22 protein-coding genes are annotated in these 24,433 nt (G+C 58.7%); 13 read left to right on the forward strand and 9 right to left on the reverse strand.

Going from position 1 to position 24,433, the window contains the following annotated elements; genetic code table 11:
* A complete protein-coding gene (locus AK821_RS28610; protein WP_064393232.1) occupies positions 1-546 on the forward strand; it encodes a CPCC family cysteine-rich protein in 546 nt (181 codons plus the stop codon).
* A gap of 340 nt (positions 547-886) precedes the next feature.
* On the opposite strand, the gene AK821_RS28615 is transcribed toward AK821_RS28610, so the two are convergent.
* A complete protein-coding gene (locus AK821_RS28615; RefSeq protein WP_064393233.1) occupies positions 887-1,609 on the reverse strand; it encodes a tellurite resistance TerB family protein in 723 nt (240 codons plus the stop codon).
* Between the two features lie 177 nt (positions 1,610-1,786).
* On the opposite strand from AK821_RS28615, the gene AK821_RS28620 reads away from it, so the two are divergent.
* The 8 genes from AK821_RS28620 (at position 1,787) to AK821_RS28655 (ending at position 11,896) form a co-directional block, all read left to right on the forward strand.
* Entirely contained in the window at positions 1,787-2,701 is a 915-nt protein-coding gene (locus tag AK821_RS28620) for a LysR family transcriptional regulator (RefSeq protein WP_007967749.1), read from the forward strand.
* Between the two features lie 131 nt (positions 2,702-2,832).
* Entirely contained in the window at positions 2,833-4,290 is a 1,458-nt protein-coding gene (locus AK821_RS28625; protein WP_064393234.1) for a gamma-aminobutyraldehyde dehydrogenase, read from the forward strand.
* An 83-nt stretch (positions 4,291-4,373) separates the two neighbouring features.
* Positions 4,374-5,525, forward strand: coding sequence for a putative ABC transporter substrate-binding protein YdcS (gene ydcS / locus AK821_RS28630; protein ID WP_064393235.1), 1,152 nt, complete (start codon positions 4,374-4,376; stop codon positions 5,523-5,525).
* Positions 5,526-5,807: 282 nt separating this feature from the next.
* Complete coding sequence (locus tag AK821_RS28635) at positions 5,808-6,845, forward strand: ABC transporter ATP-binding protein (protein WP_064393236.1); 1,038 nt, start codon at positions 5,808-5,810, stop codon at positions 6,843-6,845.
* 16 nt (positions 6,846-6,861) lie between these two features.
* The gene (locus AK821_RS28640) at positions 6,862-7,782 is read left to right on the forward strand and encodes an ABC transporter permease (RefSeq protein ID WP_007908947.1); all 921 of its coding nucleotides are present in this window, start codon (positions 6,862-6,864) and stop codon (positions 7,780-7,782) included.
* Positions 7,772-8,596, forward strand: coding sequence for an ABC transporter permease (locus AK821_RS28645; protein ID WP_064393237.1), 825 nt, complete (start codon positions 7,772-7,774; stop codon positions 8,594-8,596). Before AK821_RS28640 ends, AK821_RS28645 begins: the two co-directional genes overlap by 11 nt.
* Before the next feature lie 165 nt (positions 8,597-8,761).
* Positions 8,762-10,186, forward strand: a complete 1,425-nt coding sequence (locus AK821_RS28650) for a gamma-aminobutyraldehyde dehydrogenase (protein ID WP_064393238.1) — start codon at positions 8,762-8,764, stop codon at positions 10,184-10,186.
* A 225-nt stretch (positions 10,187-10,411) separates the two neighbouring features.
* Positions 10,412-11,896: an APC family permease gene (locus tag AK821_RS28655; RefSeq protein ID WP_064393239.1), complete on the forward strand. Its 1,485-nt coding sequence runs from the start codon at positions 10,412-10,414 to the stop codon at positions 11,894-11,896.
* Between the two features lie 58 nt (positions 11,897-11,954).
* On the opposite strand, the gene AK821_RS28660 is transcribed toward AK821_RS28655, so the two are convergent.
* On the reverse strand, positions 11,955-12,512 hold the full coding sequence (locus AK821_RS28660) for a hypothetical protein (RefSeq protein ID WP_064393240.1): 558 nt from the start codon (positions 12,510-12,512) through the stop codon (positions 11,955-11,957).
* Between the two features lie 443 nt (positions 12,513-12,955).
* Between AK821_RS28660 and AK821_RS28665 the strand changes: the two genes are divergently transcribed.
* Entirely contained in the window at positions 12,956-13,456 is a 501-nt protein-coding gene (locus tag AK821_RS28665) for a BRO-N domain-containing protein (RefSeq protein ID WP_064393241.1), read from the forward strand.
* A gap of 55 nt (positions 13,457-13,511) precedes the next feature.
* On the opposite strand, the gene AK821_RS28670 is transcribed toward AK821_RS28665, so the two are convergent.
* Complete coding sequence (locus tag AK821_RS28670; RefSeq protein WP_053117475.1) at positions 13,512-13,697, reverse strand: hypothetical protein; 186 nt, start codon at positions 13,695-13,697, stop codon at positions 13,512-13,514.
* Between the two features lie 404 nt (positions 13,698-14,101).
* On the opposite strand from AK821_RS28670, the gene AK821_RS28675 reads away from it, so the two are divergent.
* Positions 14,102-15,730, forward strand: a complete 1,629-nt coding sequence (locus AK821_RS28675) for a glucan biosynthesis protein D (RefSeq protein ID WP_064393242.1) — start codon at positions 14,102-14,104, stop codon at positions 15,728-15,730.
* Positions 15,731-15,931: 201 nt separating this feature from the next.
* On the opposite strand, the gene AK821_RS28680 is transcribed toward AK821_RS28675, so the two are convergent.
* From AK821_RS28680 to AK821_RS28690, 3 genes are all read right to left on the reverse strand, one after another.
* Positions 15,932-17,038 carry an NADH:flavin oxidoreductase/NADH oxidase gene (locus tag AK821_RS28680; RefSeq protein ID WP_064393243.1) on the reverse strand — a complete coding sequence of 369 codons (1,107 nt, stop codon included), beginning with the start codon at positions 17,036-17,038 and terminating at the stop codon, positions 15,932-15,934.
* Positions 17,039-17,294: 256 nt separating this feature from the next.
* Positions 17,295-19,004 carry a single-stranded-DNA-specific exonuclease RecJ gene (gene recJ, locus AK821_RS28685; protein WP_064393244.1) on the reverse strand — a complete coding sequence of 570 codons (1,710 nt, stop codon included), beginning with the start codon at positions 19,002-19,004 and terminating at the stop codon, positions 17,295-17,297.
* Positions 19,005-19,059: 55 nt separating this feature from the next.
* Entirely contained in the window at positions 19,060-19,602 is a 543-nt protein-coding gene (locus tag AK821_RS28690; RefSeq protein WP_007908961.1) for a YaeQ family protein, read from the reverse strand.
* 146 nt (positions 19,603-19,748) lie between these two features.
* Here AK821_RS28690 and AK821_RS28695 point away from each other — a divergent pair, with 146 nt between their 5' ends.
* Positions 19,749-20,948, forward strand: coding sequence for a CaiB/BaiF CoA transferase family protein (locus AK821_RS28695; protein ID WP_064393245.1), 1,200 nt, complete (start codon positions 19,749-19,751; stop codon positions 20,946-20,948).
* Positions 20,902-21,855 (forward strand): TIGR02285 family protein, encoded by a 954-nt coding sequence (locus AK821_RS28700; protein ID WP_163024162.1) that lies wholly within the window; start codon positions 20,902-20,904, stop codon positions 21,853-21,855. Before AK821_RS28695 ends, AK821_RS28700 begins: the two co-directional genes overlap by 47 nt.
* A 176-nt stretch (positions 21,856-22,031) precedes the next feature.
* Here AK821_RS28700 and AK821_RS28705 read toward each other — a convergent pair whose 3' ends face one another.
* The 3 genes from AK821_RS28705 to AK821_RS28715 all read right to left on the reverse strand — a co-directional run bounded on the left by AK821_RS28705 (position 22,032) and on the right by AK821_RS28715 (position 24,369).
* Positions 22,032-22,313 (reverse strand): DUF3509 domain-containing protein, encoded by a 282-nt coding sequence (locus tag AK821_RS28705; RefSeq protein ID WP_064393247.1) that lies wholly within the window; start codon positions 22,311-22,313, stop codon positions 22,032-22,034.
* A 162-nt stretch (positions 22,314-22,475) separates the two neighbouring features.
* On the reverse strand, positions 22,476-22,883 hold the full coding sequence (locus AK821_RS28710) for a response regulator (protein WP_064393248.1): 408 nt from the start codon (positions 22,881-22,883) through the stop codon (positions 22,476-22,478).
* 127 nt (positions 22,884-23,010) lie between these two features.
* Positions 23,011-24,369, reverse strand: coding sequence for a transporter substrate-binding domain-containing protein (locus AK821_RS28715; RefSeq protein ID WP_064393249.1), 1,359 nt, complete (start codon positions 24,367-24,369; stop codon positions 23,011-23,013).
* Between the last annotated feature and the right edge of the window lie 64 nt (positions 24,370-24,433).

The raw sequence follows: 24,433 nt of genomic DNA on the forward strand, positions 1-24,433 counted from the left end.
ATGAACATTATTGACCGAAGCGAAGCAATAGAAAAAATCGCAACAAACACTCTGAATTCGCTTAGTCACGAAGAGCGAGAATCTCAGCTTCTCAACTGGTGGAGTATCGATGAAAGCAATCCTGACTTCTTCTCCCTTTCAGAGACCCTGCAGCAGACAATTCTCGCTAACGATGACTTGCCCTATGACATTCAAGACAGCAAATACAACGAACTCATCCTGCTAGCTCTAAGATCAGCATATAAAGGAGTAACAAACTCATTCCTATCGAGAGAACTAAACTCACTCAATATAGGGAAATATGAAACGCATGGGAAAGTAGAGCTTTTAGAGGCTTGCCCTTGCTGTGGCTATCGCACACTTCCTTCGCTAGCGAACTATGAAGTCTGCGATTTGTGCAGCTGGGAGGATGACGGCACATCAGAGCTTGAAAACTATAGTCCCCCCAATCACATGACCCTGAGAGAAGCGAAGGAGAAGTTTTCAAAAAAAACCGAAGATTTGCCTTTAGACAAGTGGATCAATAGCAAAACGCAGGCTTTATAAATCGTACCCAACCAACTATCAACTCAACTAAGGAGAATAGAATTGATACATGGAATGAATTAGACGGCGGCACGTTTTTTACCAAAAATTTTCAAGCACCACACCCATTGGTGAAATAGCACAAGATTCTATGAAAACAGAAAATAACAGACCGGCGAATACTGGACCTTGATCCCCCCGACTCACCACCATTCAAGCGACACCAGTCGGGATTTAATACTTACCGCACCGGAATCAACTGCAACAGCAGCGTAATCTTCTCCAGGTTTTATTTAAAATTGAATCTATACTCGCAAAAAAACCGCAGCAAATTGCTACGGTTTTTCTCTGAAGTGCGGCCTTAAACAGTAGCCAACCGCACCTGCTTCTCCAACTCCACCTTCAACCCCGGCTCCAGCTTAAGCTGCTTCGCCAGTTCATCCAGATACGCCTTCTCCATAAAGTTCTCCTCATCCACCAGCATCACGCTGGCGATGTACATCTCCGCCGCCATTTCCGGCGTACCCGCAGCGCGGGCGACATCGGTCGGGTCGAGCGGTTTGTTGAGCTCGGCGTGCAGCCAGTGTTGCAGCTCCTGGTCGTTGTCGAGCTTGATGAACTCGCCTTCGATCAATTGCCGCTCGCGATCATCGATGTGGCCGTCGGCCTTGGCGGCAGCGACCAGCGCTTTGAGAATCGCCTGACTGTGTTGCTCGGCTTGTGCCGGTGGCAGGCGATCGAGTGTCTGCGGTTCGCTTTGCGGTGCAGTGCCTTTCTGCGCGTTGTAGTTGCCGTAGGCTTTGTAAGCCAGCACGCCCAGCGCAGCGAGGCCGCCGTAGATCGCGACTTTGCCGCCGACCTTGCGCACTTTCTTGTTACCGAGCAGCAAACCCATCGCGCCAGCCGCCAACGCACCGCCACCTGCACCTGATAGCAGACTGCCGAGGCCACCGGAACCAGAAGCGCCGCCTAGCAAACCGCCCAAGCCGCCCGCAGCCGGTTTGTTCTGCGTTCCGCCAGCCTTGTTCTGCAACAGATCCTGACCGGATCTGAGCAGTTGATCGAGCAATCCACGGGTGTTCATGTTCCGCCTCCAAAACAGGGTTTATCCGGATCTATAAGGCCTCCAGCCTAGTTCGAAAGTGCCCCTGACCGACTTACGAGTGTGCTTCCAGATGTTGCTCAGCTCACACAGGCCCTTCGCGAAAATAGATATACACTCAGGCCAATCTATAAAAACCGCCCACTGGGTAACCTTGTCATGATGACCCTGCGTCAGATTCGTCACTTCATCGCTGTGGCCGAGACAGGCTCGATCTCCGCCGCCGCGCAAACCGCATTCATTTCCCAATCGACCCTGACCCTGGCGATCCAGCAACTGGAAGAAGAAATCGGCGTCAGCCTGTTCAGTCGTCACGCCAAGGGCATGACCCTTACGCATCAGGGTCACCAATTCCTACGCCAGGCGCACCTGATTCTCGCCACCGTGGATAATGCCAAGCGCAGCCTGCAACAGAGCACCGACCAAGTTGCCGGGCAGTTGATCGTCGGCGTGACCAGTCTGGTTGCGGGTTATTACCTGGCGGATTTGCTTACCCGGTTTCAACGTGCCTACCCCAACGTCGAAATCCGCGTGATGGAAGACGAGCGCCCGTACATCGAGCATTTGCTGGTCAGCGGCGAGATTGACGTCGGTGTGCTGATCCTCTCCAACCTCGAAGACCGCCACGCGTTGCAGACTGAAGTGCTGACCCATTCGCCGCACCGATTGTGGCTTCCAGCCCAGCATCCGCTGCTGGAACACGACAGCATCAACCTCGCCGACGTCGCTCGCGAACCACTAATTCAACTCAACGTTGATGAAATGGATCGCAACGCCCAACGCCTGTGGCGCGGCGCTGGCCTGCAACCAAAAATCACTTTGAGAACCGCATCGACGGAGGCTGTGCGAAGTCTGGTCGCAGCCGGTTTGGGTGTCTCGATCCAGCCGGACATGACTTACCGCCCGTGGTCACTTGAGGGCGACATCATCGAAGCACGGCCAATCGCCGACCTCAATCAGACGCTGGACGTAGGATTGGCCTGGCGCCGAGGCACCGCCCGCCCTGCTCTCGTCGACCCTTTCCTCACCGTCGCGCGCGAGCAACCCCACGGCGGGCGCAAGCCATCTATTTAATCGAACGCTGCCTTCAGTATTTAGAATTTGTCGACCTAGGAGCCGCGCACTAGTCTTGCTGCATCTATAAGACGGTCGGCTCCCGATATCAGGGAGCAACAATGGCCACACAAGAAAAGAGATCGCGGAAAATGGCTGGCGCGCAGACCCCGATGTGTACCGCGTTGTTGATCGACGGCGAACTGGTCGCAGGCCAGGGTTTCGTCGAGCCGATCCTCAATCCGGCCACCGGTGAAATCCTTACGCACATCGCCGAGGCCAGCACCGAGCAAGTCGAAGCCGCCATCCTCGCCGCCCACCGTGCCTTCGCCGAGTGGTCACGCACCACGCCGCAGCAACGCTCGAACCTGCTGCTCGACATCGCCAACGCCGTCGAAAAACACGCCGATCACCTCGCCCGCCTCGAGTCGCTGAACTGCGGCAAGCCGTTGCACCTGGCGCGTCAGGACGATCTGACGGCGACCGTCGATGTGTTCCGTTTCTTCGCCGGCGCCGTGCGTTGCCAGACTGGCCAGCTCAGCGGCGAATACCTGCCGGGCTACACCAGCATGGTCCGGCGCGACCCGATTGGCGTGGTCGCTTCGATTGCGCCGTGGAACTACCCGATCATGATGGCCGCGTGGAAAATCGCCCCGGCCCTCGCCGCTGGCAACACGCTGGTGTTCAAACCGTCCGAGCACACTCCGCTGGCGATCCTCGCCCTGGCCCCAGCGCTGGCCGAAATCCTTCCGCGCGGGGTGATCAACAGCATCTGCGGCGGCGGCGAGGGCGTCGGCGGCCATTTGGTCGGCCACGCCAAGGTGCGCATGGTCTCGCTGACCGGCGATATCGTCACCGGCCAGAAAATCCTTCAGGCCGCCGCGAAAACCCTGAAACGCACGCACCTCGAACTCGGCGGCAAAGCCCCGGTGATCGTCTGCAACGACGCTGACATTCAGGCCGTGGTCGAAGGCGTGCGCACCTACGGTTACTACAACGCTGGCCAAGACTGCACCGCCGCCTGCCGGATCTACGCGCAGGCCGGGATCCACGACAAATTGGTCGCAGAGCTTGGCGCCGCCGTCAGCAGCCTGCGCTTCGCCGGCAAACGTGATGCCGACAACGAGATCGGCCCGCTGATCAGCACCCGCCAGCGCGACCGCGTCGCCAGTTTCGTCGAACGCGCCCTCGGTCAGCCGCACATCGAACGCGTAACCGGTGCGGCGGTGCATTCCGGCGCCGGTTTCTACTATCAACCGACGTTGCTCGCCGGTTGCAAACAGAGCGACGAAATCGTCCAGCGCGAAGTGTTCGGCCCGGTGGTCACCGTGACCCGTTTCGACGAGCTCGCGCAGGCCGTCGACTGGGCCAACGACTCCGAATACGGCCTCGCCTCGTCGGTGTGGACACAGAATCTGGACAAGGCCATGCAGGTCGCCGCGCGTCTGCAGTACGGCTGCACGTGGATCAACAGCCATTTCATGCTGGTCAGCGAAATGCCCCACGGTGGCCTGAAACGTTCGGGTTACGGCAAAGACTTATCCAGTGATTCGCTGCAGGACTACAGCGTGGTGCGGCACATCATGGCCCGCCACGGCCAGCATCTCTGACTACGCTAATAACAAGCCGAAAACGGCATGCTTCACCGCGTTCACAACTGCCCCGACCATAATTTAAAGAAGAGGGTTCAACCATGTTCGTGCACAAGACCGCACTGCTCAGTGCAATCACCACGGCCCTGCTGGCCAGCGCAAGCCTTTCAGCTGCCGAGCCGCTGAAGGCTGTCGGTGCTGGCGAAGGTCAGCTGGATATCGTTGCGTGGCCGGGTTACATCGAACGTGGCGAGAGCGACAAGGCTTACGACTGGGTCACCGGTTTCGAAAAAGAAACCGGCTGCAAGGTCAATGTGAAGACCGCTGCAACCTCGGACGAAATGGTCAGCCTGATGGCCAAGGGCGGTTACGACCTGGTCACCGCGTCGGGCGATGCCTCGCTGCGATTGATCGTCGGCAAGCGTGTGCAACCGATCAACACTGCGTTGATCCCGAACTGGAAAACCCTCGACCCACGCCTCAAAGACGCGCCGTGGTACGTGGTCAACAACCAGACTTACGGCACCCCGTACCAGTGGGGCCCGAACGTGTTGATGTACAACAGCAACGTGTTCAAGACCGCGCCGAACAGTTGGAGCGTGGTGTTCGCCGCGCAGGATCTGCCCGATGGCAAGCCGAACAAGGGTCGCGTGCAGGCCTATGACGGCCCGATCTACATCGCCGATGCGGCGCTGTATTTGAAGTCGACCAAGCCTGAACTGGGCATCAAAGACCCTTATCAACTCACCGAAGATCAGTACAAAGCCGTGCTCGATCTGTTGCGCGCGCAGCAGCCGCTGATCCACCGCTACTGGCACGACACCACGGTGCAGATGAGCGACTTCAAAAACGAAGGTGTGGTGGCGTCGAGTGCCTGGCCGTATCAGGTCAACGGTTTGATGAACGAGAAGCAGCCGATTGCTTCGACGATTCCGAAAGAAGGCGCAACGGGTTGGGCTGACACCACCATGTTGCACGCCGAGGCCAAGCACCCGAACTGCGCGTACAAGTGGATGGACTGGTCGTTGAAACCGAAAGTCCAGGGTGATGTGGCGGCGTGGTTTGGTTCGTTGCCGGCTGTTCCTGCGGCGTGCAAGGAGAGTGAGTTGCTTGGCGCTGAGGGTTGCAAGACCAACGGTTTCGACCAGTTCGACAAGATCGCCTTCTGGAAAACCCCGCAGGCTGAAGGTGGCAAGTTTGTGCCGTATAGCCGCTGGACGCAGGACTACATCGCGATCATGGGCGGCCGCTAATCCAGAGCACAACTCGGTCGAGCTCCCTTTCCCCCTCGCCCCCTTGGGGGCGGTCCGACGTTTCGGGAGGGCTGGGGTGAGGGGGTAGCTTTTGCCTTTGCTCTTGATCTCGGGGCAACGGCCAATAAAGCCACCCTCACCCCCCGCCCTCTCCCGGAGGGAGAGGGAGCTAAAAGCAATCCCTGCACCCTGCACACCTCCTGTAGGAGCTGCCGCAGGCTGCGATCTTTTCGACGCCACACACGACTTTTTTGAAAGCCCGCTTTACCGGAGCACCGCACCATGACGCTTGCAGTCCAGTTCACCAACGTTTCCCGGCAGTTCGGCGACGTAAAAGCCGTTGACCGGGTTTCCATCGATATCGAGGACGGCGAGTTCTTTTCCATGCTCGGCCCTTCCGGCTCGGGCAAAACCACCTGCCTGCGCCTGATCGCCGGGTTCGAACAACCGAGCGCCGGCTCGATCCGCATCCACGGCGCCGAAGCGGCGGGTTTGCCGCCGTATCAACGTGACGTCAACACGGTGTTTCAGGATTACGCGCTATTCCCGCACATGAACGTCCTCGACAACGTCGCCTACGGTTTGAAGGTCAAAGGCGTCGGCAAAACCGAACGGCACAAACGCGCCGAAGAAGCCTTGGACATGGTCGCCCTCGGCGGTTACGGCGCGCGCAAACCGGTGCAGTTGTCCGGCGGTCAGCGCCAGCGTGTCGCCCTCGCCCGCGCCCTGGTCAATCGTCCGCGCGTGTTGTTGCTCGATGAGCCTCTGGGCGCGCTCGATTTGAAATTGCGCGAACAGATGCAAAGTGAATTGAAGAAACTGCAACGCCAGCTCGGCATCACCTTCATCTTCGTCACTCACGATCAAACCGAAGCGCTGTCGATGTCCGATCGTGTCGCCGTGTTCAACAAGGGCCGCATCGAACAGGTCGACACGCCGCGCAATCTGTACATGAAACCGACCACTACATTCGTGGCTGAATTCGTCGGCACCTCGAACGTGATTCGCGGCGATCTGGCGCGTGAAATCAGCGGTCATCCGCAGCCATTTTCGATCCGCCCCGAACACGTGCGTTTCGCCGAAGGCCCACTGGCCAGTCACGAAATCGAAGTCAGCGGTCTGCTCCACGACATCCAGTACCAGGGCAGCGCCACGCGCTATGAATTGAAGCTGGAAAACGGCCAGACCCTGAGCATCAGCCACGCCAACAATCAGTGGATCGACAGCAGCGCGCAACACCAGACCGGTCAGCGCCTGAGTGCGCGTTGGGCGCGGGAAGCGATGATTCCGTTGCACGACACCGTGACGAACGGGGTTTGATATGAGCACGCTCGCGATGACTGCATCGCCGCCGTTGCGCAGGTTTTCCAACCTGCTCTACCGCAAGCCGAACCTGTATTTGTCGATGCTGCTGGTGCCGCCGCTACTGTGGTTCGGCGCGATCTATCTTGGCTCGCTGCTGGTGCTGTTGTGGCAGGGTTTCTACACATTTGACGACTTCACCATGGCGGTCACCCCTGACCTGACCCTGGCCAATTTCGCCGCGCTGTTTCAGCCGTCGAACTTCGACATCATCCTGCGCACGCTGAGCATGGCCATCGTTGTGTCGATCGCCAGCGCCATCGTCGCGTTCCCGATCGCCTACTACATGGCGCGCTACACCACCGGCAAAACCAAGGCGTTTTTCTACATCGCGGTGATGATGCCGATGTGGGCCAGTTACATCGTCAAGGCCTATGCGTGGACGTTGCTGTTGGCCAAGGGCGGCGTGGCGCAGTGGTTCGTGCAGCACCTGGGGCTGGAGCCGGTTTTGCAGTTCATTCTGGGCATTCCCGGGGTGGGCGGCAGCACCTTGTCGACCTCGCATCTGGGGCGGTTCATGGTGTTTGTCTACATCTGGCTGCCGTTCATGATTCTGCCGATTCAGGCGTCGCTGGAACGTCTGCCGCCGTCGCTGTTGCAGGCCTCCGCTGACTTGGGTGCGAAGCCGCGGCAGACCTTTATGCAGGTGATTTTGCCGCTGTCGATTCCGGGCATTGCCGCTGGTTCGATCTTCACGTTTTCGCTGACCCTGGGCGACTTCATCGTGCCGCAACTGGTCGGGCCGCCGGGGTACTTCGTCGGCAGCATGGTCTACGCGCAGCAAGGGGCGATCGGCAACATGCCGATGGCGGCGGCGTTCACGCTGGTGCCGATCGTGTTGATCGCGGTTTACCTGTCCATCGTCAAACGACTGGGGGCTTTCGATGCGCTCTGACTCTTCATCACAAGGGCATGCCTCTCCAGGCCTGAAAATCGCAGCGTGGGGCGGGTTGGTGTTTTTGCACTTCCCGATCCTGATCATCTTCCTGTACGCCTTCAACACCGAGGAAGCCGCGTTCAGCTTTCCGCCAAAGGGCTTCACGCTGCACTGGTTCAGCGTGGCGTTTTCCCGGCCGGATGTACTGGAATCGATCAAGCTTTCATTGCAGATCGCAGCCATCGCCACGTTGATTGCGATGGTGCTCGGCACCTTGGCTTCAGCAGCGTTGTACCGCCGCGATTTCTTCGGCAAACAAGGCATTTCGCTGATGCTGATCTTGCCGATTGCGTTGCCGGGGATCATCACCGGGATCGCACTGTTGGCGACGTTCAAGACGCTGGGCATCGAGCCGGGGATGTTCACCATCATCGTCGGCCACGCTACCTTCTGCGTGGTGATCGTCTACAACAACGTCATCGCTCGCCTGCGCCGTACTTCGCACAGTTTGATCGAGGCCTCGATGGATCTCGGTGCCGATGGCTGGCAGACCTTTCGCTACATCATCCTGCCCAACCTTGGCTCGGCGTTGCTGGCCGGCGGCATGTTGGCGTTTGCGCTGTCGTTCGACGAAATCATCGTCACCACGTTCACCGCCGGGCATGAACGGACGTTGCCGTTGTGGCTGCTCAACCAACTGAGCCGGCCACGGGATGTGCCGGTGACCAACGTCGTCGCAATGCTGGTGATGATGGTGACGATGCTGCCGATCCTTGGCGCGTATTACCTGACGCGCGGTGGCGAGAGCGTCGCTGGCAGCGGCGGTAAATAAATATCTAACAAACACCAAAAATCCCCTGTGGGAGCGAGCCTGCTCGCGAAGAGGCCGTCACATCCAACATCGATATCGACTGATACACCGCTTTCGCGAGCAGGCTCGCTCCCACAGGGTTCTCGATTCGGCCAGAACAATAAAAGTGTTAGTGAGGACAAACCCATGCAAACCAAACTCTTGATCAACGGCCAACTGGTCAACGGCGAAGGCCCGGCGCAACCGGTGCTCAATCCTTCGCTTGGCGAAGTGCTGGTAGAAATCAACGAAGCCAGCGAAGCCCAGGTTGACGCTGCCGTACGCGCCGCCGATAACGCCTTCGCCGACTGGTCGCAAACCGCGCCGAAAGACCGTTCGCTGCTGTTGCTCAAACTTGCCGACGCCATCGAAGCCCACGGCGAAGAGCTGGCCAAACTCGAATCCGATAACTGCGGCAAACCCTACAACGCCGCGCTCAACGACGAGATTCCGGCGATTGCCGACGTGTTCCGTTTCTTCGCCGGCGCCAGCCGTTGCATGAGCGGTTCGGCCGCTGGCGAATACCTGCCCGGCCACACCTCGATGATCCGCCGCGACCCGGTCGGCGTGATCGCCTCCATCGCGCCGTGGAATTACCCGCTGATGATGGTCGCCTGGAAAATTGCCCCGGCGCTGGCCGCCGGTAATACCGTGGTGCTCAAGCCGTCGGAACAAACCCCGCTAACCGCGTTGCGTCTGGCCGAACTGGCGTCGGAAATCTTCCCGGCCGGTGTACTCAATCTGGTGTTTGGTCGTGGGCCTACCGTTGGTAGTCCGTTGGTCACCCACCCGAAAGTGCGCATGGTCTCGCTGACCGGATCCATCGCTACGGGCGCCAATATCATTTCCAGCACCGCCGACAGCGTCAAACGCATGCACATGGAACTGGGCGGTAAAGCGCCGGTAATCATCTTCGATGACGCCGATATCGATGCGGCGGTGGAAGGCATTCGCACGTTTGGTTTCTACAACGCCGGGCAGGATTGCACGGCGGCGTGCCGGATCTATGCCCAGCAAGGCATCTACGACAAGTTCGTCGAGAAGCTCGGCGCGGCGGTCGGCAGTATCAAGTACGGCTTGCAGGATGATCCGTCGACTGAACTGGGGCCGTTGATCACGGCGCAACATCGCGACCGCGTTGCCGGGTTTGTCGAGCGTGCTGTGGCGCAGCCGCACATTCGTTTGATCACTGGCGGCAAGGCTGTTGAAGGCAATGGTTTCTTCTTCGAGCCGACCGTGTTGGCCGATGCGCAGCAGGACGACGAAATCGTTCGCCGGGAAGTGTTTGGGCCGGTGGTTTCCGTGACCAAATTCACCGATGAAGCGCAGGCGCTGGAATGGGCCAACGATTCGGACTACGGCCTCGCGTCCTCGGTGTGGACAGCGGATGTAGGACGCGCGCACCGCATGTCAGCGCGTTTGCAGTACGGCTGCACGTGGGTGAACACGCACTTCATGCTCGTCAGCGAAATGCCCCATGGCGGTCAGAAATTGTCCGGTTACGGGAAGGACATGTCCATGTATGGGCTGGAGGACTACACCACGGTTCGGCATGTGATGTTCAAGCATTAACAGCGAAAAGATCGCAGCCTGCGGCAGCTCCTACATGACGGACGCCGCTCTTCTGTAGGAGCTGCCGCAGGCTGCGATCTTTTCCGCGACACACGGACGATGTCGGCGATTCACCACCAGGCTTCACCGAAACCAAAACAACAACTACCGACCCGGGCGGCGCCACAAAGCCCCGCCACGGCCTCGGCCATCCGAAATCTGCCGATTTCCCGGAGCAAAACACACATGAGTTCCTCACCCGATCTCGCCACAGCCGTTGCCGACAGCGATGCCGAACAACTGCGCAAACTGGGCTACACCTCGAACTTCAACCGCAGCATGAGCCTGTGGGAAAACTTCGCCTTGGGCTTCACTTATCTGTCACCGGTCGTAGGGGTTTATACCCTCTTCGGCCTGTGCCTCGCCGCTGGTGGCCCACCGATGTTCTGGGCTTACTTGCTGGTCGGTTGCGGCCAATTACTGGTGTGCCTGATCTTCGGCGAAGTGGTTTCGCAGTTCCCGATTTCCGGCGGCGTTTACCCTTGGGCACGTCGATTGGTCGGTAAGAAATGGGCATGGATGGTCGGCTGGATCTACTCCATCGCCCTTTGCGTGACCATCGCTGCCGTTGCGGTCGGTGCGGGCCCGTACCTGGCCGCCATGCTCGGCTTTGAGCCAAGCAACAACACCAACATCGTCATCGCGCTGGTGCTGACCCTGTTCGCCACACTGGTCAACCTCAGCGGCACCAAAGTGCTGGCGCGAATCGCCATGTTCGGCTTCCTCTGCGAACTGGTTGGCGCAGTGATCGTCGGCGTTTACTTGCTGGTGTTCGAACGTCACCAACCACTCAGCGTGTTGTTCAACACCTTCGACATCAGCGTCGACGGCTCTTACCTGCCGGCGTTCCTCACCGCATCGCTGGCGGGGATGTTCCTCTACTACGGCTTCGAGGCCTGCGGCGATGTCGCCGAAGAAACCCCGAACCCCAGCGCAAAAATCCCGGTGGCCATGCGCATGACCATTTACATCGGCGGCATCGCGGCGATGTTCGCCTGCCTGGCGCTGATTCTTGCCGTGCCGGATATGCAAGCGGTGATCAACGGCACCGACAAAGACCCGGTCACTACCATCCTCAACAATGCCTTCGGCCCGGTCGGTTCGAAACTGGTGATGGGCGTGGTAATGATTTCCTTCATCTCCTGCGTCATCAGCCTGCAAGCAGCGGCGAGCCGTCTGCTGTACTCCTACGCTCGCGATGAAATGGTCATCGGCAGCCGACTGCTGAAAAAGATTTCTCCTACCACCCAAGTACCGGTTGCCGCGCTGTTCGTGTCCGGCGTCCTGCCGGCCCTGATCATCGCCCTCGGCTTCTTCCTGCAAGACGCCGTGGCCACCATCGTCAGCTTCGCCGCCATCGGCATCTATCTCGCCTTCCAGATGATCGTCCTGGCCGCGCTGTACGCCCGCAGCAAAGGCTGGAAACCGAGCGGCAAATTCACCCTCGGCGCATGGGGCTGGCCGGTGAACATCGGCGCGCTGGTGTACGGCGTTGGCGCAATCATCAACATGGCCTGGCCACGCACGCCCGATGCGGCGTGGTATGTGAACTATGCGATGGTGTTGAGCACGGCGATCGTGATTGGCTTGGGCTTGATTTATATGTGGATTGGCAAGCCGTATGACCATGGCAAGGCGCCGGCTGGGGATGCTTGGAAGGTGAGTCGCTAAAAGCGTTTGATCCCGGCACCGACAAGGTGCCGGGGTTCCGGTAAGCCATGAAACCTCATCAAAAAGAAAGCTCCGCCTGATCGTGCTTCAACAGGGAAATACGGTCGAACAGTTTGATTTTTTCATTGGCTTTTTGCTTGGCGTGATCGGACATGAATGCAATCAATTCTTCGAGCTGACTGACGTCTCCGACCACCTTGAATTCCTTTTCCTTGTTGACGAAAACAAGCGACTTCTTCTTTCTCGACAACAGTTCAATGACGTTACTGAGCGTACCGGTGCTCTTTGCGTCCCAGATCATCATACCGTAGTCAGCCGCTTCGGCCATGACGACGTCTTTTTCGGTGAAGAAGGCTCTCGACCCTTTGGAATGTTTGGAGTCGACTGTTCTGGCGGGCCACTGTCCAAGATTATTCCTCGGAGCAGAACCGCTGCAGAACACCGTGGTGTTGGATCGTTCGAGACTCAGCAGGTACTCCTGAATGGAGGTATCGGCGCCCGCTGCGTCCCCAACCACCACCTCGAACTCAGACGCCACGATGTTATTGATACGCTCTTTAACCTTCGGATCAAGGTTCTTGATGTTGACAGAGCCGGCAATAAATACAGTGGTCATTGAGTTCACATCATCTGCGGCACTTCTCGAGATTCATATGAATAAAGGAAAAAATGCCGGTCAGGGATGAGCTCACCGTCATCAGTGCAAAATCAGGCATTTCCTACAGATATGACCTTCCTGAAAAAGCCCCATTTCCTACGCTGTGCGTCGACAGAGTAGACTTGTCGCCGCAAGCGCCTGACCGATAGGCTTTATCCCGTCGCTGCTAATTCAGCGACCCGGGGTCGAAGCCGGAAACTGTCAACGCGGTGCTTGCATGCCCTCCATTGAACTGTGGCTGTCACAGCTTCAGTTTTGCTTTATGGCGGGCCGTGTGGCGCGGGCCTTCTGGCTTTTCCGTGTTTGACTGGAAGTATCCCGACTTCGAACGCCACACGGTTCGCCACCCAACTTGTCGAAGAGTTGATGGCGACTTTCCTACTCAAATCGGAAGTCACTAAATGTCTGCGCAAATCCAAAATTCATCGTCGACCCACTTCACCCCCACCATCTTCACCCGCCACAACCGCTTCCTCCACGCCTTCATGCAAGACCACGAAGCCTGGTTCTGTGTCCAGGATCTCGGTCGCCTGATGGGCTATCCGCTTAACGAACGCCTCACCCTGAAACTCGATCCCGACCAGCGTCGCCATGTCCTCCTGCGTCGGGACGGCGAAATCATCGATTGCGCGATGGTCAGCGAGTCCGGCCTGTTCGCCCTGCTCGTCCATCACTTCGTCCCGGAAAACCGGCACCTGCGCCAATGGCTGAGCCATGAAGTCATCCCGATGCTGCGCGAAACCCATTCAAGCCCAATGGACAACCATCCGAGCCTGAGTTCGATGCATTGGGCAGGCGTCACCGTGCCGCTGCTGCACTGGCAACAGCAGGCGTGGGTCAAATGGCGGGATGTGCCGGAGTTGATGCATGGACAGCGACCGTATCCGGTATCGGGAACGTGAAGCTGATTCCATAAAAAAGGGGCGGACTTCTCAGTCCGCCCCTTTTGATCTTCTCTTAAAACCGCGAAACACTCCGCATCGCATCCACCAGATACCGCATCGCGATCCGGTCACTTTCCGAAAGCTCGCGATAACGCTCCACCAGCTTCAGCTCCTCCGAGTTCAGCCGACGCCTTCTGCGCCCACTGCCCAAGCAAGGAAAGATGCCCAACATGTCGGTAATGCCTTGGATTTTTGCCATGGACGATGTCCTTCTCTAATACTGCAAAGAACTGCTTAAACACCACATCGCCCTGCCCCTTACAGCAGCGCCTTGTGCCCTGCCGGCTAAATGGGTCGCGCCGGCCATGCCCCTTAGAATAGAAATTAATTCGGCGCTGAAAAGGGGTTTTTAGAGTAATTAGTCAAGAAAAGCAGATATGCCGTGTAAATCAGAAAGTCCTGTCAGATTTTTAACCGACATGTCTTGTTTCATTGACACCCTGTCGCACTGAATCAACGAATTTTGCATTGCGAGCGAACGGTTTAAGCTAGCGGGCATCTGTTTATAGTCCGTTGCGTTTGGCCGAAGGCTTGTCCGAACCGTTATTTCTGATCCAGCACGTGCCAGGAACGGCGCGGGATTGCACACGACAGGTTGTATTTATGCACCGCAGGAATTTGCTCAAAGCGTCCATGGCCATTGCGGCTTACACCGGTCTTTCGGCCACCGGCCTGCTGGCTACCCGTGCGTGGGCCGCCAGTGGCGGCGCTGCGGATGGCGAAGCGCAGGCCTTCGATTTCGAAGCGCTCAAGCGCCAGGCCAAGCAGCTCGCTGGCAGCGCCTATCAGGACACTAAACAGGTGCTCCCACCGACGTTGGCGACGATGACGCCGCAGAACTTCAATGCGATCCGCTACGACGGCGAGCATTCGTTGTGGAAGGAGAACAAGGGCCAGCTCGACGTACAGTTCTTCCACGTCGGCATGGGTTTCCGCCAGCCGGTGCGCATGTACAGCGTCGACCCGAAGACCCGCACCGCGCGCGAGGTGCATTTCCGCCCGACCCTGTTCAATTACGAGAACACCTCGGTCGACACCCAGCAGCTCAAGGGCGATTTGGGTTTCGCCGGTTTCAAGCTGTTCAAGGCGCCGGAACTGGATCGCCATGACGTGGTGTCTTTCCTCGGCGCCAGTTACTTCCGTGCGGTGGATGCGACTGGCCAATATGGCCTCTCCGCGCGCGGTCTGGCGATCGACACTTACGCCAAGAAGCGCGAAGAGTTTCCTGACTTCACCAAATTCTGGTTCGAGACCCCGGATCAGAACGCCACGCGTTTTGTGGTCTACGCCCTGCTCGACTCGCCGAGCGCGACCGGCGCGTACCGCTTCGACATCGATTGCCAGGCCGAGCGCGTGGTGATGGAGATCGACGCACACATCAATGCGCGCACCACCATCGAGCAACTGGGCATCTCGCCGATGACCAGCATGTTCAGCTGCGGCAACCACGAACGCCGCATGTGCGACACCATTCACCCGCAAATCCACGACTCGGACCGTCTGGCCATGTGGCGTGGCAACGGTGAGTGGATCTGCCGTCCGCTGAACAACCCGGCGACCCTGCAGTTCAACGCGTTTGCCGATACCAATCCGAAGGGCTTCGGTCTGGTGCAGACCGACCATGAGTTCGCCAACTATCAGGACACCGTCGACTGGTACAGCAAGCGCCCGAGCCTGTGGGTAGAACCGACCACCGCGTGGGGCGAAGGCTCCATCGATCTGCTGGAAATTCCTACCACCGGCGAGACGCTCGACAACATCGTCGCGTTCTGGACCCCGAAGAAACCGGTGGCTGCCGGTGATTCGCTGAATTATGGCTACAAGCTCTACTGGAGCGCTCTGCCGCCGGTGAGCACGCCGTTGGCGCGGGTGCAGGCGACTCGTTCTGGCATGGGCGGTTTTGTTGAGGGTTGGGCACCGGGTGAGCATTACCCGCCGGTGTGGGCGCGTCGTTTTGCCGTGGACTTCACCGGTGGTGGTCTGGATCGACTGCCGCAGGGCACCGGTATTGAGCCGGTAGTGACGTGTTCGAACGGCAAGGTGCAGGATTTCAGCGTGCTGGTGCTGGATGACATCAAGGGTTACCGGATTCTGTTTGACTGGTACCCGACCAGTGACAGCGTTGAGCCGGTGGAGCTGCGGTTGTTTATTCGCACCAACGATCGCACGTTGAGCGAGACCTGGTTGTACCAGTACTTCCCGCCAGCGCCGGATAAGCGCAAATACCCTTGAGGGTTTGAGGCGCCTGGACGGGCCTCATCGCGAGCAGGCTCGCTCCTACAGTTGATCTCTGTCGAACACGTATTTTGTGAACGACAAATAATCCTGTAGGAGTGAGCCTGCTCGCGATAGCGTCCGCCCAGTCAGCACAAAAAAACCAGAAAAAAGCCCCGGCCATCACTGACCGGGGCTTTTTGCTTTATCGCTATTCATTCAATCCCGTAAATCAGACTCATGAATCGGCTGATCCCGATGCGTCGCACGCTGATACTGCGCCGGCCACACCGCTTTGCGTCCACCCAGATCATCGTCGGCATGCAGCGGCCAGTACGGATCACGCAGCAGCTCGCGGGCGAGGAAGATAATGTCGGCCTGACAGGTGCGCAGAATGTGCTCAGCCTGCGCCGGCTCGGTAATCATTCCCACAGTGCCGGTGGCGATGCCTGACTCTTTGCGTACGCGCTCGGCGAAACGCGTCTGATAACCCGGCCCCACCGGAATCTCAGCGTTGGCTGCGGTTCCGCCCGAAGAGACGTCGATCAGATCGGCGCCAAGGGTGTGCAGGCGTCGCGCCAGCTCGACGGTTTCATCCGGGTTCCAGCCATCCTCAACCCAATCGGTAGCCGATACGCGAACAAATAACGGCAACTCCTCAGGCCAAACCGCCCGCACCGCCTCCGTCACTTGCAGCACCAGACGAATACGATTTTCAAACGAACCTCCGTACTGATCGCGGCGCTGATTGCTCAGCGGCGAGAGAAACTGATGCAGCAGATAACCATGCGCCGCATGCACCTCAACCACACTGAAACCGGCCTTCAACGCGCGTTTCGCGGCATCGACAAAGGCCTGAATGACGTCGGCAATCTGCCCTTCATCGAGTTGTTTCGGTTGCGTGTGTTGTGGGTCAAAGGCAATCGGCGAAGGCCCGACCGGTGTCCAGCCGCCGTCATCGGGTTTGACGCTGCCATGCTTGCCGATCCACGGCCGATGGGTGCTGGCCTTGCGCCCGGCGTGGGCCAGTTGAATCCCGGCGACCGCGCCTTGGGACGTGATGAAGCGGGTGATGCGTTGCAGCGGTTCGATCTGTTCGTCGTTCCACAGGCCAAGGTCTTCGGCGGTGATCCGCCCGTCGGCGGTGACCGCCGTGGCTTCAGTAAATACCAGACCGGCGCCGCCCACCGCGCGGCTGCCGAGGTGCACCAGGTGCCAGTCGTTGGCCAGGCCGTCGACGCTGGAGTACTGGCACATCGGTGATACAGCGATGCGGTTGGGCAAGGTCAGTTGGCGCAGGGTGAAGGGTTCAAGCAGCAGACTCATGGGGCACCTCTCAAATCAGTGGGCAGGCTCCAGGGTTCTGTTTGAATAGTCGACGAGTGACAGGAAAAAGGTGCAGCACCCGCCCCCGCGGGCAAAAAATTCGACAAGACGTCACAAGGCCAATCAAGCAGTGCTTAGAGCCTAGTCGACAACGGGGGATCGGGGGGAATTCAAGAAAAGATCGCAGCCTGCGGCAGCTCCTACATTGGAATGCGGTTTCCTGTAGGAGCTGCCGCAGGCTGCGATCTTTTGATCTTCAACGCGGTTCGATATGAGCAATCATCAACTGAACGGTCTCATTACCCCGAAACTCGTTAACGTCGAGCTTATAGGCGAGCTCAACCCACTTGATCGTCGGATTCGGCCAGATATCCCGGTCAATCCCAAACGCAATGCCATCCAGTTTCACCGAACCACACTCGCTCTTCAGCACCACTTTCAAATGCCGCTCGCCGACGACGCGCTGTTCAACCAACTGAAACACGCCGTGAAACAGCGGCTCCGGGAAGTGCTGTCCCCAAGGCCCAGCGTGGCGCAGGGCGCGGGCCAGTTCGAGGTGAAATTCTTCTACCGCCAGTGTGCCGTCCGACAGCATGCGCCCGGTCAGGTCTTCCTCGCGAAGTTGCCTACGCACTTCAGCGTCGAATGCCTCGGCGAACAGCGGAAAATTCTCCTGCGGCAAGGTCAGACCGGCCGCCATCGCGTGGCCACCGTACTTGGCGATCAGGGTCGGATGCTGCGCCGCGACCACGCTCAAGGCATCGCGAATATGGAAGCCCTGAACAGAGCGGCCCGAGCCTTTGAGCAAACCATCACCGGCATCGGCGAAGGCAATGGTCGGACGGAAGTAACGCTCTTTCATCCGCGACGCGAGAATCCCGATCACGCCTTGGTGCCACTCCGGATCGAACAGGCACAAGCCAAACGGCATCGATTCGACCGGCAAATCCTTGAGCTGCGCCAGCGCTTCACGCTGCATGCCCTGCTCGATGGATTTGCGATCCTGGTTCATGCCGTCCAGTTGCGCGGCCATTTCCCGGGCCTTGTTGGCGTCGGCGGTGAGCAGGCATTCGATGCCCAGGCTCATGTCGTCCAGACGCCCGGCGGCGTTCAGGCGTGGACCGACGATAAACCCCAGATCGGTGGAGGTAATGCGCGCGGCGTCACGCTTGGCCACTTCAAGGATCGCTTTGATCCCCGGCCGTGCGCGACCGGCGCGAATGCGTTCAAGACCTTGATGCACCAGAATGCGGTTGTTGGCGTCCAGCGGCACCACGTCGGCAACGCTGCCCAGCGCCACCAGATCCAGCAGCTCGCCGATGTTCGGCTGCGGCTTGTTTTCGTACCAGCCGAGGCTGCGCAACCGCGCGCGCAATGCCATCAACACGTAGAAAATCACCCCGACGCCGGCCAGCGCCTTGCTCGGAAATTCGCAACCGGGCTGGTTCGGGTTGACCAGCGCATCGGCCTGCGGCAGTTCATCGCCCGGCAAGTGGTGGTCAGTGATCAGCACTTTGAGGCCATGGCGCTTGGCGGCGGCCACACCTTCGACGCTGGAGACACCGTTGTCGACGGTGACCAGCAAATGCGGCTCACGAGTCAAAGCGACTTCAACGATTTCCGGGGTCAGGCCGTAGCCATATTCAAAGCGGTTCGGCACCAGATAATCGACGTGCGCGGCACCGAGCAAACGCAAGCCAAGCATGCCGACCGTGCTGGCCGTCGCACCGTCCGCGTCGAAGTCGCCGACGATAAGAATGCGCTGGCGCTGCTCCAGCGCCGTCACCAGCAAGTCCACCGCCGCATCAATGCCCTTGAGCTGCTGAAACGGGATCAACCGCGCCAGGCTCTTGTCCAGCTCTGCCTCTGACTGCACGCCCCGTGCCGCGTACAAGCGGGTCAGCAGCGGAGGAATATCACCCAGAAAGGGCAGCGTGGCAGGCAGTTGACGAGGTTCGATGCGCATGGGGTGACGGAGACTTCTCTCTAATACGTGGGATTATGCAGTTGAAGGCGCGGGATCAGCCGCGCTCACCTTGTAGCCATTGCAACTGGACTTCGTGCTGACCACGGTCGTCGGTGACGAAGATCGTCCCTTCGCTGATCATCACGTCCCACTTGATGACGCGGGGCATGTCCTTGGCCAGCGTCTCCAGCACTTCCTGCGGGACGGCGGCGATGTTGACGTTTTTCAGGTTCTTGATCGCCGGGATCACCTTGGTTTCCCAGACGCGCAGACTGCCATAGGCCAGCAGGCTGGTGCGCTCGGTGCGACGCGAGCACCAGGTCAGACGGTCGGCGTCTGGCTGGCCGACTTCGATCCAGTGCAGAACACGGTCGTCCAGGCTCTTTTCCCACAGTGCAGGTTCATCCACGTCTGACAGACCGCGACCAAACGACAACTGCTCGTTGTACCAGAGGGCGTAGGCCAGCAGGCGCACGGTCATGCGCTCTTCGGTTTCCGAAGGGTGACGGGCGATGGTCTGCTTGACGCTCTCGTAGACACTGCGGTCGAGATCGGTGAGGTTCAGTTCAAACTTGTAGGTAGTGGACGGCTGGGCCATGAACGGGCTTCTTGATACGAGGAAAGTCGGCAAGTCTAACCGATGCGGTAGGCAATCATCGAATTGATGGCGATCAAGCTGCGGCGTCTGACCGCCGGCTATGTTAAAACGCTGTATCCGCACAGCCTTGTCCTACAGGATTCAGTATGCCGTTCGCCAACAAACCGCTCTCGGGTGTGAAAGTCATTGAATTGGGTACGTTGATTGCCGGGCCGTTTGCCTCGCGTATTTGCGGCGAGTTCGGCGCCGAAGTGGTCAAGATCGAATCGCCGGACGGCGGTGATCCCCTGCGCAAGTGGCGTAAATTGTACGAAGGCACGTCCCTGTGGTGGTTCGTCCAGGCGCGCAACAAGAAGTCGCTGACCCTGAACCTAAAACACCCCGACGGTTTGGCGATCCTGAAAAAACTGCTCAGTGAAGCGGACATCCTCATCGAAAACTTCCGTCCAGGTGTCCTGGAAAAACTTGGCCTGAGCTGGGAAACCCTGCACGCCTTGAACCCGAAACTGGTGATGGTGCGCCTGTCCGGTTTCGGTCAGACCGGACCGATGAAGGATCAACCGGGCTTCGGCGCGGTCGGCGAATCCATGGGCGGCTTGCGTTACATCACCGGTTTCGAAGACCGCCCGCCAGTGCGCACCGGGATTTCCATTGGCGATTCGATTGCCGCGCTGTGGGGCGTAATTGGTGCATTGATGGCGCTGCGTCATCGCGAGGTCAACGGCGGCCTCGGCCAGGTAGTTGATGTGGCGTTGTACGAAGCAATTTTCGCGATGATGGAAAGCATGGTGCCGGAGTTCGATGTGTTCGGCTTTATCCGCGAGCGCACCGGCAACATCATGCCCGGCATCACACCCTCCTCCATCCACACCAGCGCCGACGGCAAGCATGTGCAGATCGGCGCCAATGGCGATGCGATCTTCAAGCGTTTCATGCTGATCATCGGCCGTGATGATCTGGCTAACGATCCGGCATTGGCCAGCAACGACGGTCGCGATAATCGCCGCGATGAGCTGTATGGCGTCATTGATCGCTGGGTCAACTCGCAGCCGTTGCAAACCGTGCTCGACCTGCTCAATCAGGCCGGTGTGCCGGCCAGCCGGATCTTCAGTGCCGAAGACATGTTCAACGATCCGCAGTATCTGGCCAGGGAAATGTTCCTGCATGCCAAGCTGCCGGACGGCAAGGACTTCAAGATGCCCGGCATTGTGCCGAAACTCTCTGAGACACCGGGCTCTTCCGAATGGGTCGGACCGCAGCTGGGTGAACACAATGCGCAGGTACTTCACGATCTTGGTTATGACGAGACACAGATCGCCCGACTGCGTGAAGACGGAGCCATTTAAGCTGAAGCGCCAGCCATCATCACCCAACAACCGCGCCCGTCACTGGTGGACATGGCGGCTGTTCAGTCTGTTATTTCTGCTGGCCCTGTCCGCCGGAGCTCAAGCAAAACCGACGCTGATCTGGTTGCTGCGTGATCTGCCGCCACTGACCATTTTCGAAGGCCCTAAAAAGGGCCAAGGCGTGATCGATCAACTGATGCCGATGCTGATTGCCGGCATGCCGCAGTACGAACACAAAGTGATGCGGGTCAATCGTGCCCGCGGCCTGCAAATGCTTCATGAGAACCCCTTCGCCTGCGACCCCGCGCTGCTGTGGAGCAAAGAGCGCGCGCAGTGGGTGGCGTATTCGATCCCGGCGATTCGCGCGGTGGCCAATGGCTTGGTGGTGCGCCAACAGGATCGCGCGGTGCTTGAACCGTATCTGGCCGATGGTGAAGTGGATCTGTCGGCGTTGCTGGCCGCGACTGACCGCAAAGTCGGCGTCGTTGCCGAGCGCAGCTACGGAGAATTCATCGACACCCGGTTGCATCAGGCACCCAGCGGTGCCCTGACGGCGCACTATGGCAACGATGCGCTGAGCAATCTGCTGTCGATGCAGCGACTGGGCCGGTTGCAGGTGGTGCTGGGTTATTGGCCAGAGATTCGCTATCAGGCCAAACAGGCGCAGATCAATGAAGATGAGCTCGAGTTCTATCCAATTGCGGGCAACGGCAAATATCTTTCAGGCTACGTCGCCTGTTCCGACACCACACAGGGACGTCAGGCCATCACCGAGATCAACCATCTGCTGCGCACCCTGCCCCACGAACGCTTGAATGAGCTCTACGCCGCGTGGCTGGACCCCGACAGACGCGAGGATTACCTGGAGCAGGCCCACCTGTTTTTCGAACATCAGGCCGCGCAATAAGCAAACGCCAGACAAAAGAAACCCCGAGAAGTGGGGAGACGACTCGGGGTTAAACGTGGCCTACATAAAGACCCGTAGCAGCAAGCGACAAGCACCGGAGCACAATGCTTGATCCTGCTGTTATGGGGTCTGACTGACAGGGACGCCGGAAGGTTCCCACAAAAAATATTTCATCTTCACAGCACCGGACGCTTGTCCAGGGCTGCATTGCGCAAAGCCGCAATGACACAGGGTTCCAGCCGCCCTTCGGCGATCAGGATGTCGCGGTGCAAGCCGTCGACCACATCGGTCAACTGACGTTTGTCGCTCAACTGCGCCTGATTGAATTCGCGCTCTACGACGATGGCGCCGCTGCTGTTCTTCAAGCTCACCAGGCATTCGCCACGGGTGCCGCCAGGTGACAGGGAAACCTGATACGGGCTCAGAGCCTCACCGAGCAATAGACTGATACTTTCCATCTCGATCTCCACTCAATCGTCCGAAAACATTGTGTCTGGGGCGTGTCCACAGTAAATGACCACCGGCCCGAGAAGAAAGTTCTGAATAGCCGACTCGTCCCTGAGTTGTCACTGGCCTGTCAGAGCATGCACGGAGAAGATGACAGAAACATAACTGCCTGCTCACGCGCGTGCCGGATGCCTTACCGTCATCAGGTAACTGTCGAGCATTGCTCTCATCAGTACAGCCGAAACCGGCGTGTGAAGCCGCCCCAACAGCTGTAGCTCATGCTCTTGCAGCAGCGCTTCGAGATCGCTGTGCAATCCCGGCGGCGCCCGCCCCAACAGAATGACGGCGCGCGCCTCCTGACGCTCCGCCAGTTGCCGGATGAGCGCGATTCCTTCACCACCACTGAGCAGTGGATCGCAGATCGCAATGTCGATCATGGCACGGTGCGCCAGCGAGCGTCGTGCCGAAGCCAGCGACGAAGAGGTCAGGACATCGTAGATTCCGACTGCATTGAACATCTGGTGCAGCGCCATCAGTTGATAAGGATCGGGTTCGAGAATCAGGACTTTGAGCGAGCGCATGGCGACCTCTGTGACGGCAATCGCGGGCTCTCCCGCAGTAGCCGTTCACTCTAGGCGAGCCTTCTACAGCCTCCCATCGGAAAAGGCGGCGCGTGACATAGGAATTTTCCTTACTTCAATCAAGACATCAGCTTTCCGACGCCGCGTCGCCCGGAGTGATATCTGTCCAGCCGCCAAGCAAACCGCGTAATTGGCCATCGGCACTGTAAAAAGGCACCGTCCATTGGTAAATCTCCCGGTGGCCGCTTCTGAGTTGCAGGTGGCGTTTGCTGAAGCGCGTTCTGCGCGATCTCAGTTGCTCCATGAACTCTTCATGGAGCAAACCAGCGGTGCTTTCCGGGACGGCATCGACATCGATCAATCGTTGCCCCTGAACCTGATCGAAGCGGATCGACAACGCCTCTTCATAGCTTTTGTTGCACAAAATCAGGCGTCCCTCCAGATCGCGGACGAACACCGGATCGGGCATCGCATCGAGTAGTACCCGCTGGAACACCAATTGATCGCCCAGATGTTTTTCCGCATCGTGGCGCTGCTTGATCTCCGCTGTCAGGCGGCGATTCCAGAGCAGCGATAACGCACCGAAAATGCAGCCGGCAGACAGTCCCCAGAAAATCAGTTCAGTCAGGCTCCGGCGTTGCTTGGACGTCCGCTCCGCGCCGATGCCACCCAGCCATTTCTGGCGAATGGCGCGCAACTCGGCGGCCGGAAAAGCTTCCAGCGCCTTGTTCAGGATACTCAGCAGTTCGGGCTGGCCTTTGCGCACTGCCAGGTGATCGGCTTCCCACTTGCCCTCCAGCAACTCACCGACATGCAGCAGTCCCGAAGGAAACAGTTGCGCGCCGATTTCGTTTTCGATGGTGACGTAGGCCTCGCCACTTTCAACCAGTGCCCGGGCTTCAGCGTAGGTTTTTACCGAACGTATTTCGATTGAGGGGTAATCGCGGCGAATTGTACTTTCCAGCGCGTGTCGTGCTGGCAACACCAATACTCGCTTGGCCAATTGTTCGAGCGATTGTACGGCCGGCTCGCCCGCGCGCCCGACGAATACCCAGCCAGCGCCGCCAAACGCATGACTGAAATCCAGTGTCATCCTGCGCTCATCGTTGTCTGCCAGCGTTGTACTCATGTCGGCGGTACCGTTTTCAAGGTGCTCAAGCATCCGGTCGGTGGAGAACGACTCTCGAAAAACGAACTGCAAACCGGTCATGGCGCTGATGCGCTTGAGCAAATCGCTATTCAAACCGTTCCAGTGGCCGTGCTCATCCTGGAACAGGTACAACGGGTATTGCACCGATGCGACGATGACGGTCGGGTTTTCGCGAACCCATTGACGTTCGTGCTCATTAAGCTCCACAGGCCGGACGCTTGGGGCCTGTTCTTCATTCAGCACCAGGTGGGCCGCTACGCCAATGCGCCAGCAGCTCAACAGGCCCATAAGAAGAATCCCGTTCAGGGTATGTATCCATCCTCTCTCAAACAGCATTGCCACTTCCTTCGTGATCGACTCACCCGTCCTTACATGGGCGAAAACCCGAGCAGTGTGGCAG

The organism is Pseudomonas sp. RIT-PI-r, from assembly GCF_001297015.1.
Classification (GTDB): domain Bacteria; phylum Pseudomonadota; class Gammaproteobacteria; order Pseudomonadales; family Pseudomonadaceae; genus Aquipseudomonas.

Coding starts and splice junctions, on each gene's coding strand:
- AK821_RS28610 (WP_064393232.1), top strand. CDS start 1: ATGAACATTATTGACCGAAGCGAAGCAATAGAAAAAATCGCAACAAAC.
- AK821_RS28615 (WP_064393233.1), bottom strand. CDS start 1,609: ATGAACACCCGTGGATTGCTCGATCAACTGCTCAGATCCGGTCAGGAT.
- AK821_RS28620 (WP_007967749.1), top strand. CDS start 1,787: ATGATGACCCTGCGTCAGATTCGTCACTTCATCGCTGTGGCCGAGACA.
- AK821_RS28625 (WP_064393234.1), top strand. CDS start 2,833: ATGGCTGGCGCGCAGACCCCGATGTGTACCGCGTTGTTGATCGACGGC.
- ydcS (WP_064393235.1), top strand. CDS start 4,374: ATGTTCGTGCACAAGACCGCACTGCTCAGTGCAATCACCACGGCCCTG.
- AK821_RS28635 (WP_064393236.1), top strand. CDS start 5,808: ATGACGCTTGCAGTCCAGTTCACCAACGTTTCCCGGCAGTTCGGCGAC.
- AK821_RS28640 (WP_007908947.1), top strand. CDS start 6,862: ATGACTGCATCGCCGCCGTTGCGCAGGTTTTCCAACCTGCTCTACCGC.
- AK821_RS28645 (WP_064393237.1), top strand. CDS start 7,772: ATGCGCTCTGACTCTTCATCACAAGGGCATGCCTCTCCAGGCCTGAAA.
- AK821_RS28650 (WP_064393238.1), top strand. CDS start 8,762: ATGCAAACCAAACTCTTGATCAACGGCCAACTGGTCAACGGCGAAGGC.
- AK821_RS28655 (WP_064393239.1), top strand. CDS start 10,412: ATGAGTTCCTCACCCGATCTCGCCACAGCCGTTGCCGACAGCGATGCC.
- AK821_RS28660 (WP_064393240.1), bottom strand. CDS start 12,512: ATGACCACTGTATTTATTGCCGGCTCTGTCAACATCAAGAACCTTGAT.
- AK821_RS28665 (WP_064393241.1), top strand. CDS start 12,956: ATGTCTGCGCAAATCCAAAATTCATCGTCGACCCACTTCACCCCCACC.
- AK821_RS28670 (WP_053117475.1), bottom strand. CDS start 13,697: ATGGCAAAAATCCAAGGCATTACCGACATGTTGGGCATCTTTCCTTGC.
- AK821_RS28675 (WP_064393242.1), top strand. CDS start 14,102: ATGCACCGCAGGAATTTGCTCAAAGCGTCCATGGCCATTGCGGCTTAC.
- AK821_RS28680 (WP_064393243.1), bottom strand. CDS start 17,038: ATGAGTCTGCTGCTTGAACCCTTCACCCTGCGCCAACTGACCTTGCCC.
- recJ (WP_064393244.1), bottom strand. CDS start 19,004: ATGCGCATCGAACCTCGTCAACTGCCTGCCACGCTGCCCTTTCTGGGT.
- AK821_RS28690 (WP_007908961.1), bottom strand. CDS start 19,602: ATGGCCCAGCCGTCCACTACCTACAAGTTTGAACTGAACCTCACCGAT.
- AK821_RS28695 (WP_064393245.1), top strand. CDS start 19,749: ATGCCGTTCGCCAACAAACCGCTCTCGGGTGTGAAAGTCATTGAATTG.
- AK821_RS28700 (WP_163024162.1), top strand. CDS start 20,902: ATGACGAGACACAGATCGCCCGACTGCGTGAAGACGGAGCCATTTAAG.
- AK821_RS28705 (WP_064393247.1), bottom strand. CDS start 22,313: ATGGAAAGTATCAGTCTATTGCTCGGTGAGGCTCTGAGCCCGTATCAG.
- AK821_RS28710 (WP_064393248.1), bottom strand. CDS start 22,883: ATGCGCTCGCTCAAAGTCCTGATTCTCGAACCCGATCCTTATCAACTG.
- AK821_RS28715 (WP_064393249.1), bottom strand. CDS start 24,369: ATGCTGTTTGAGAGAGGATGGATACATACCCTGAACGGGATTCTTCTT.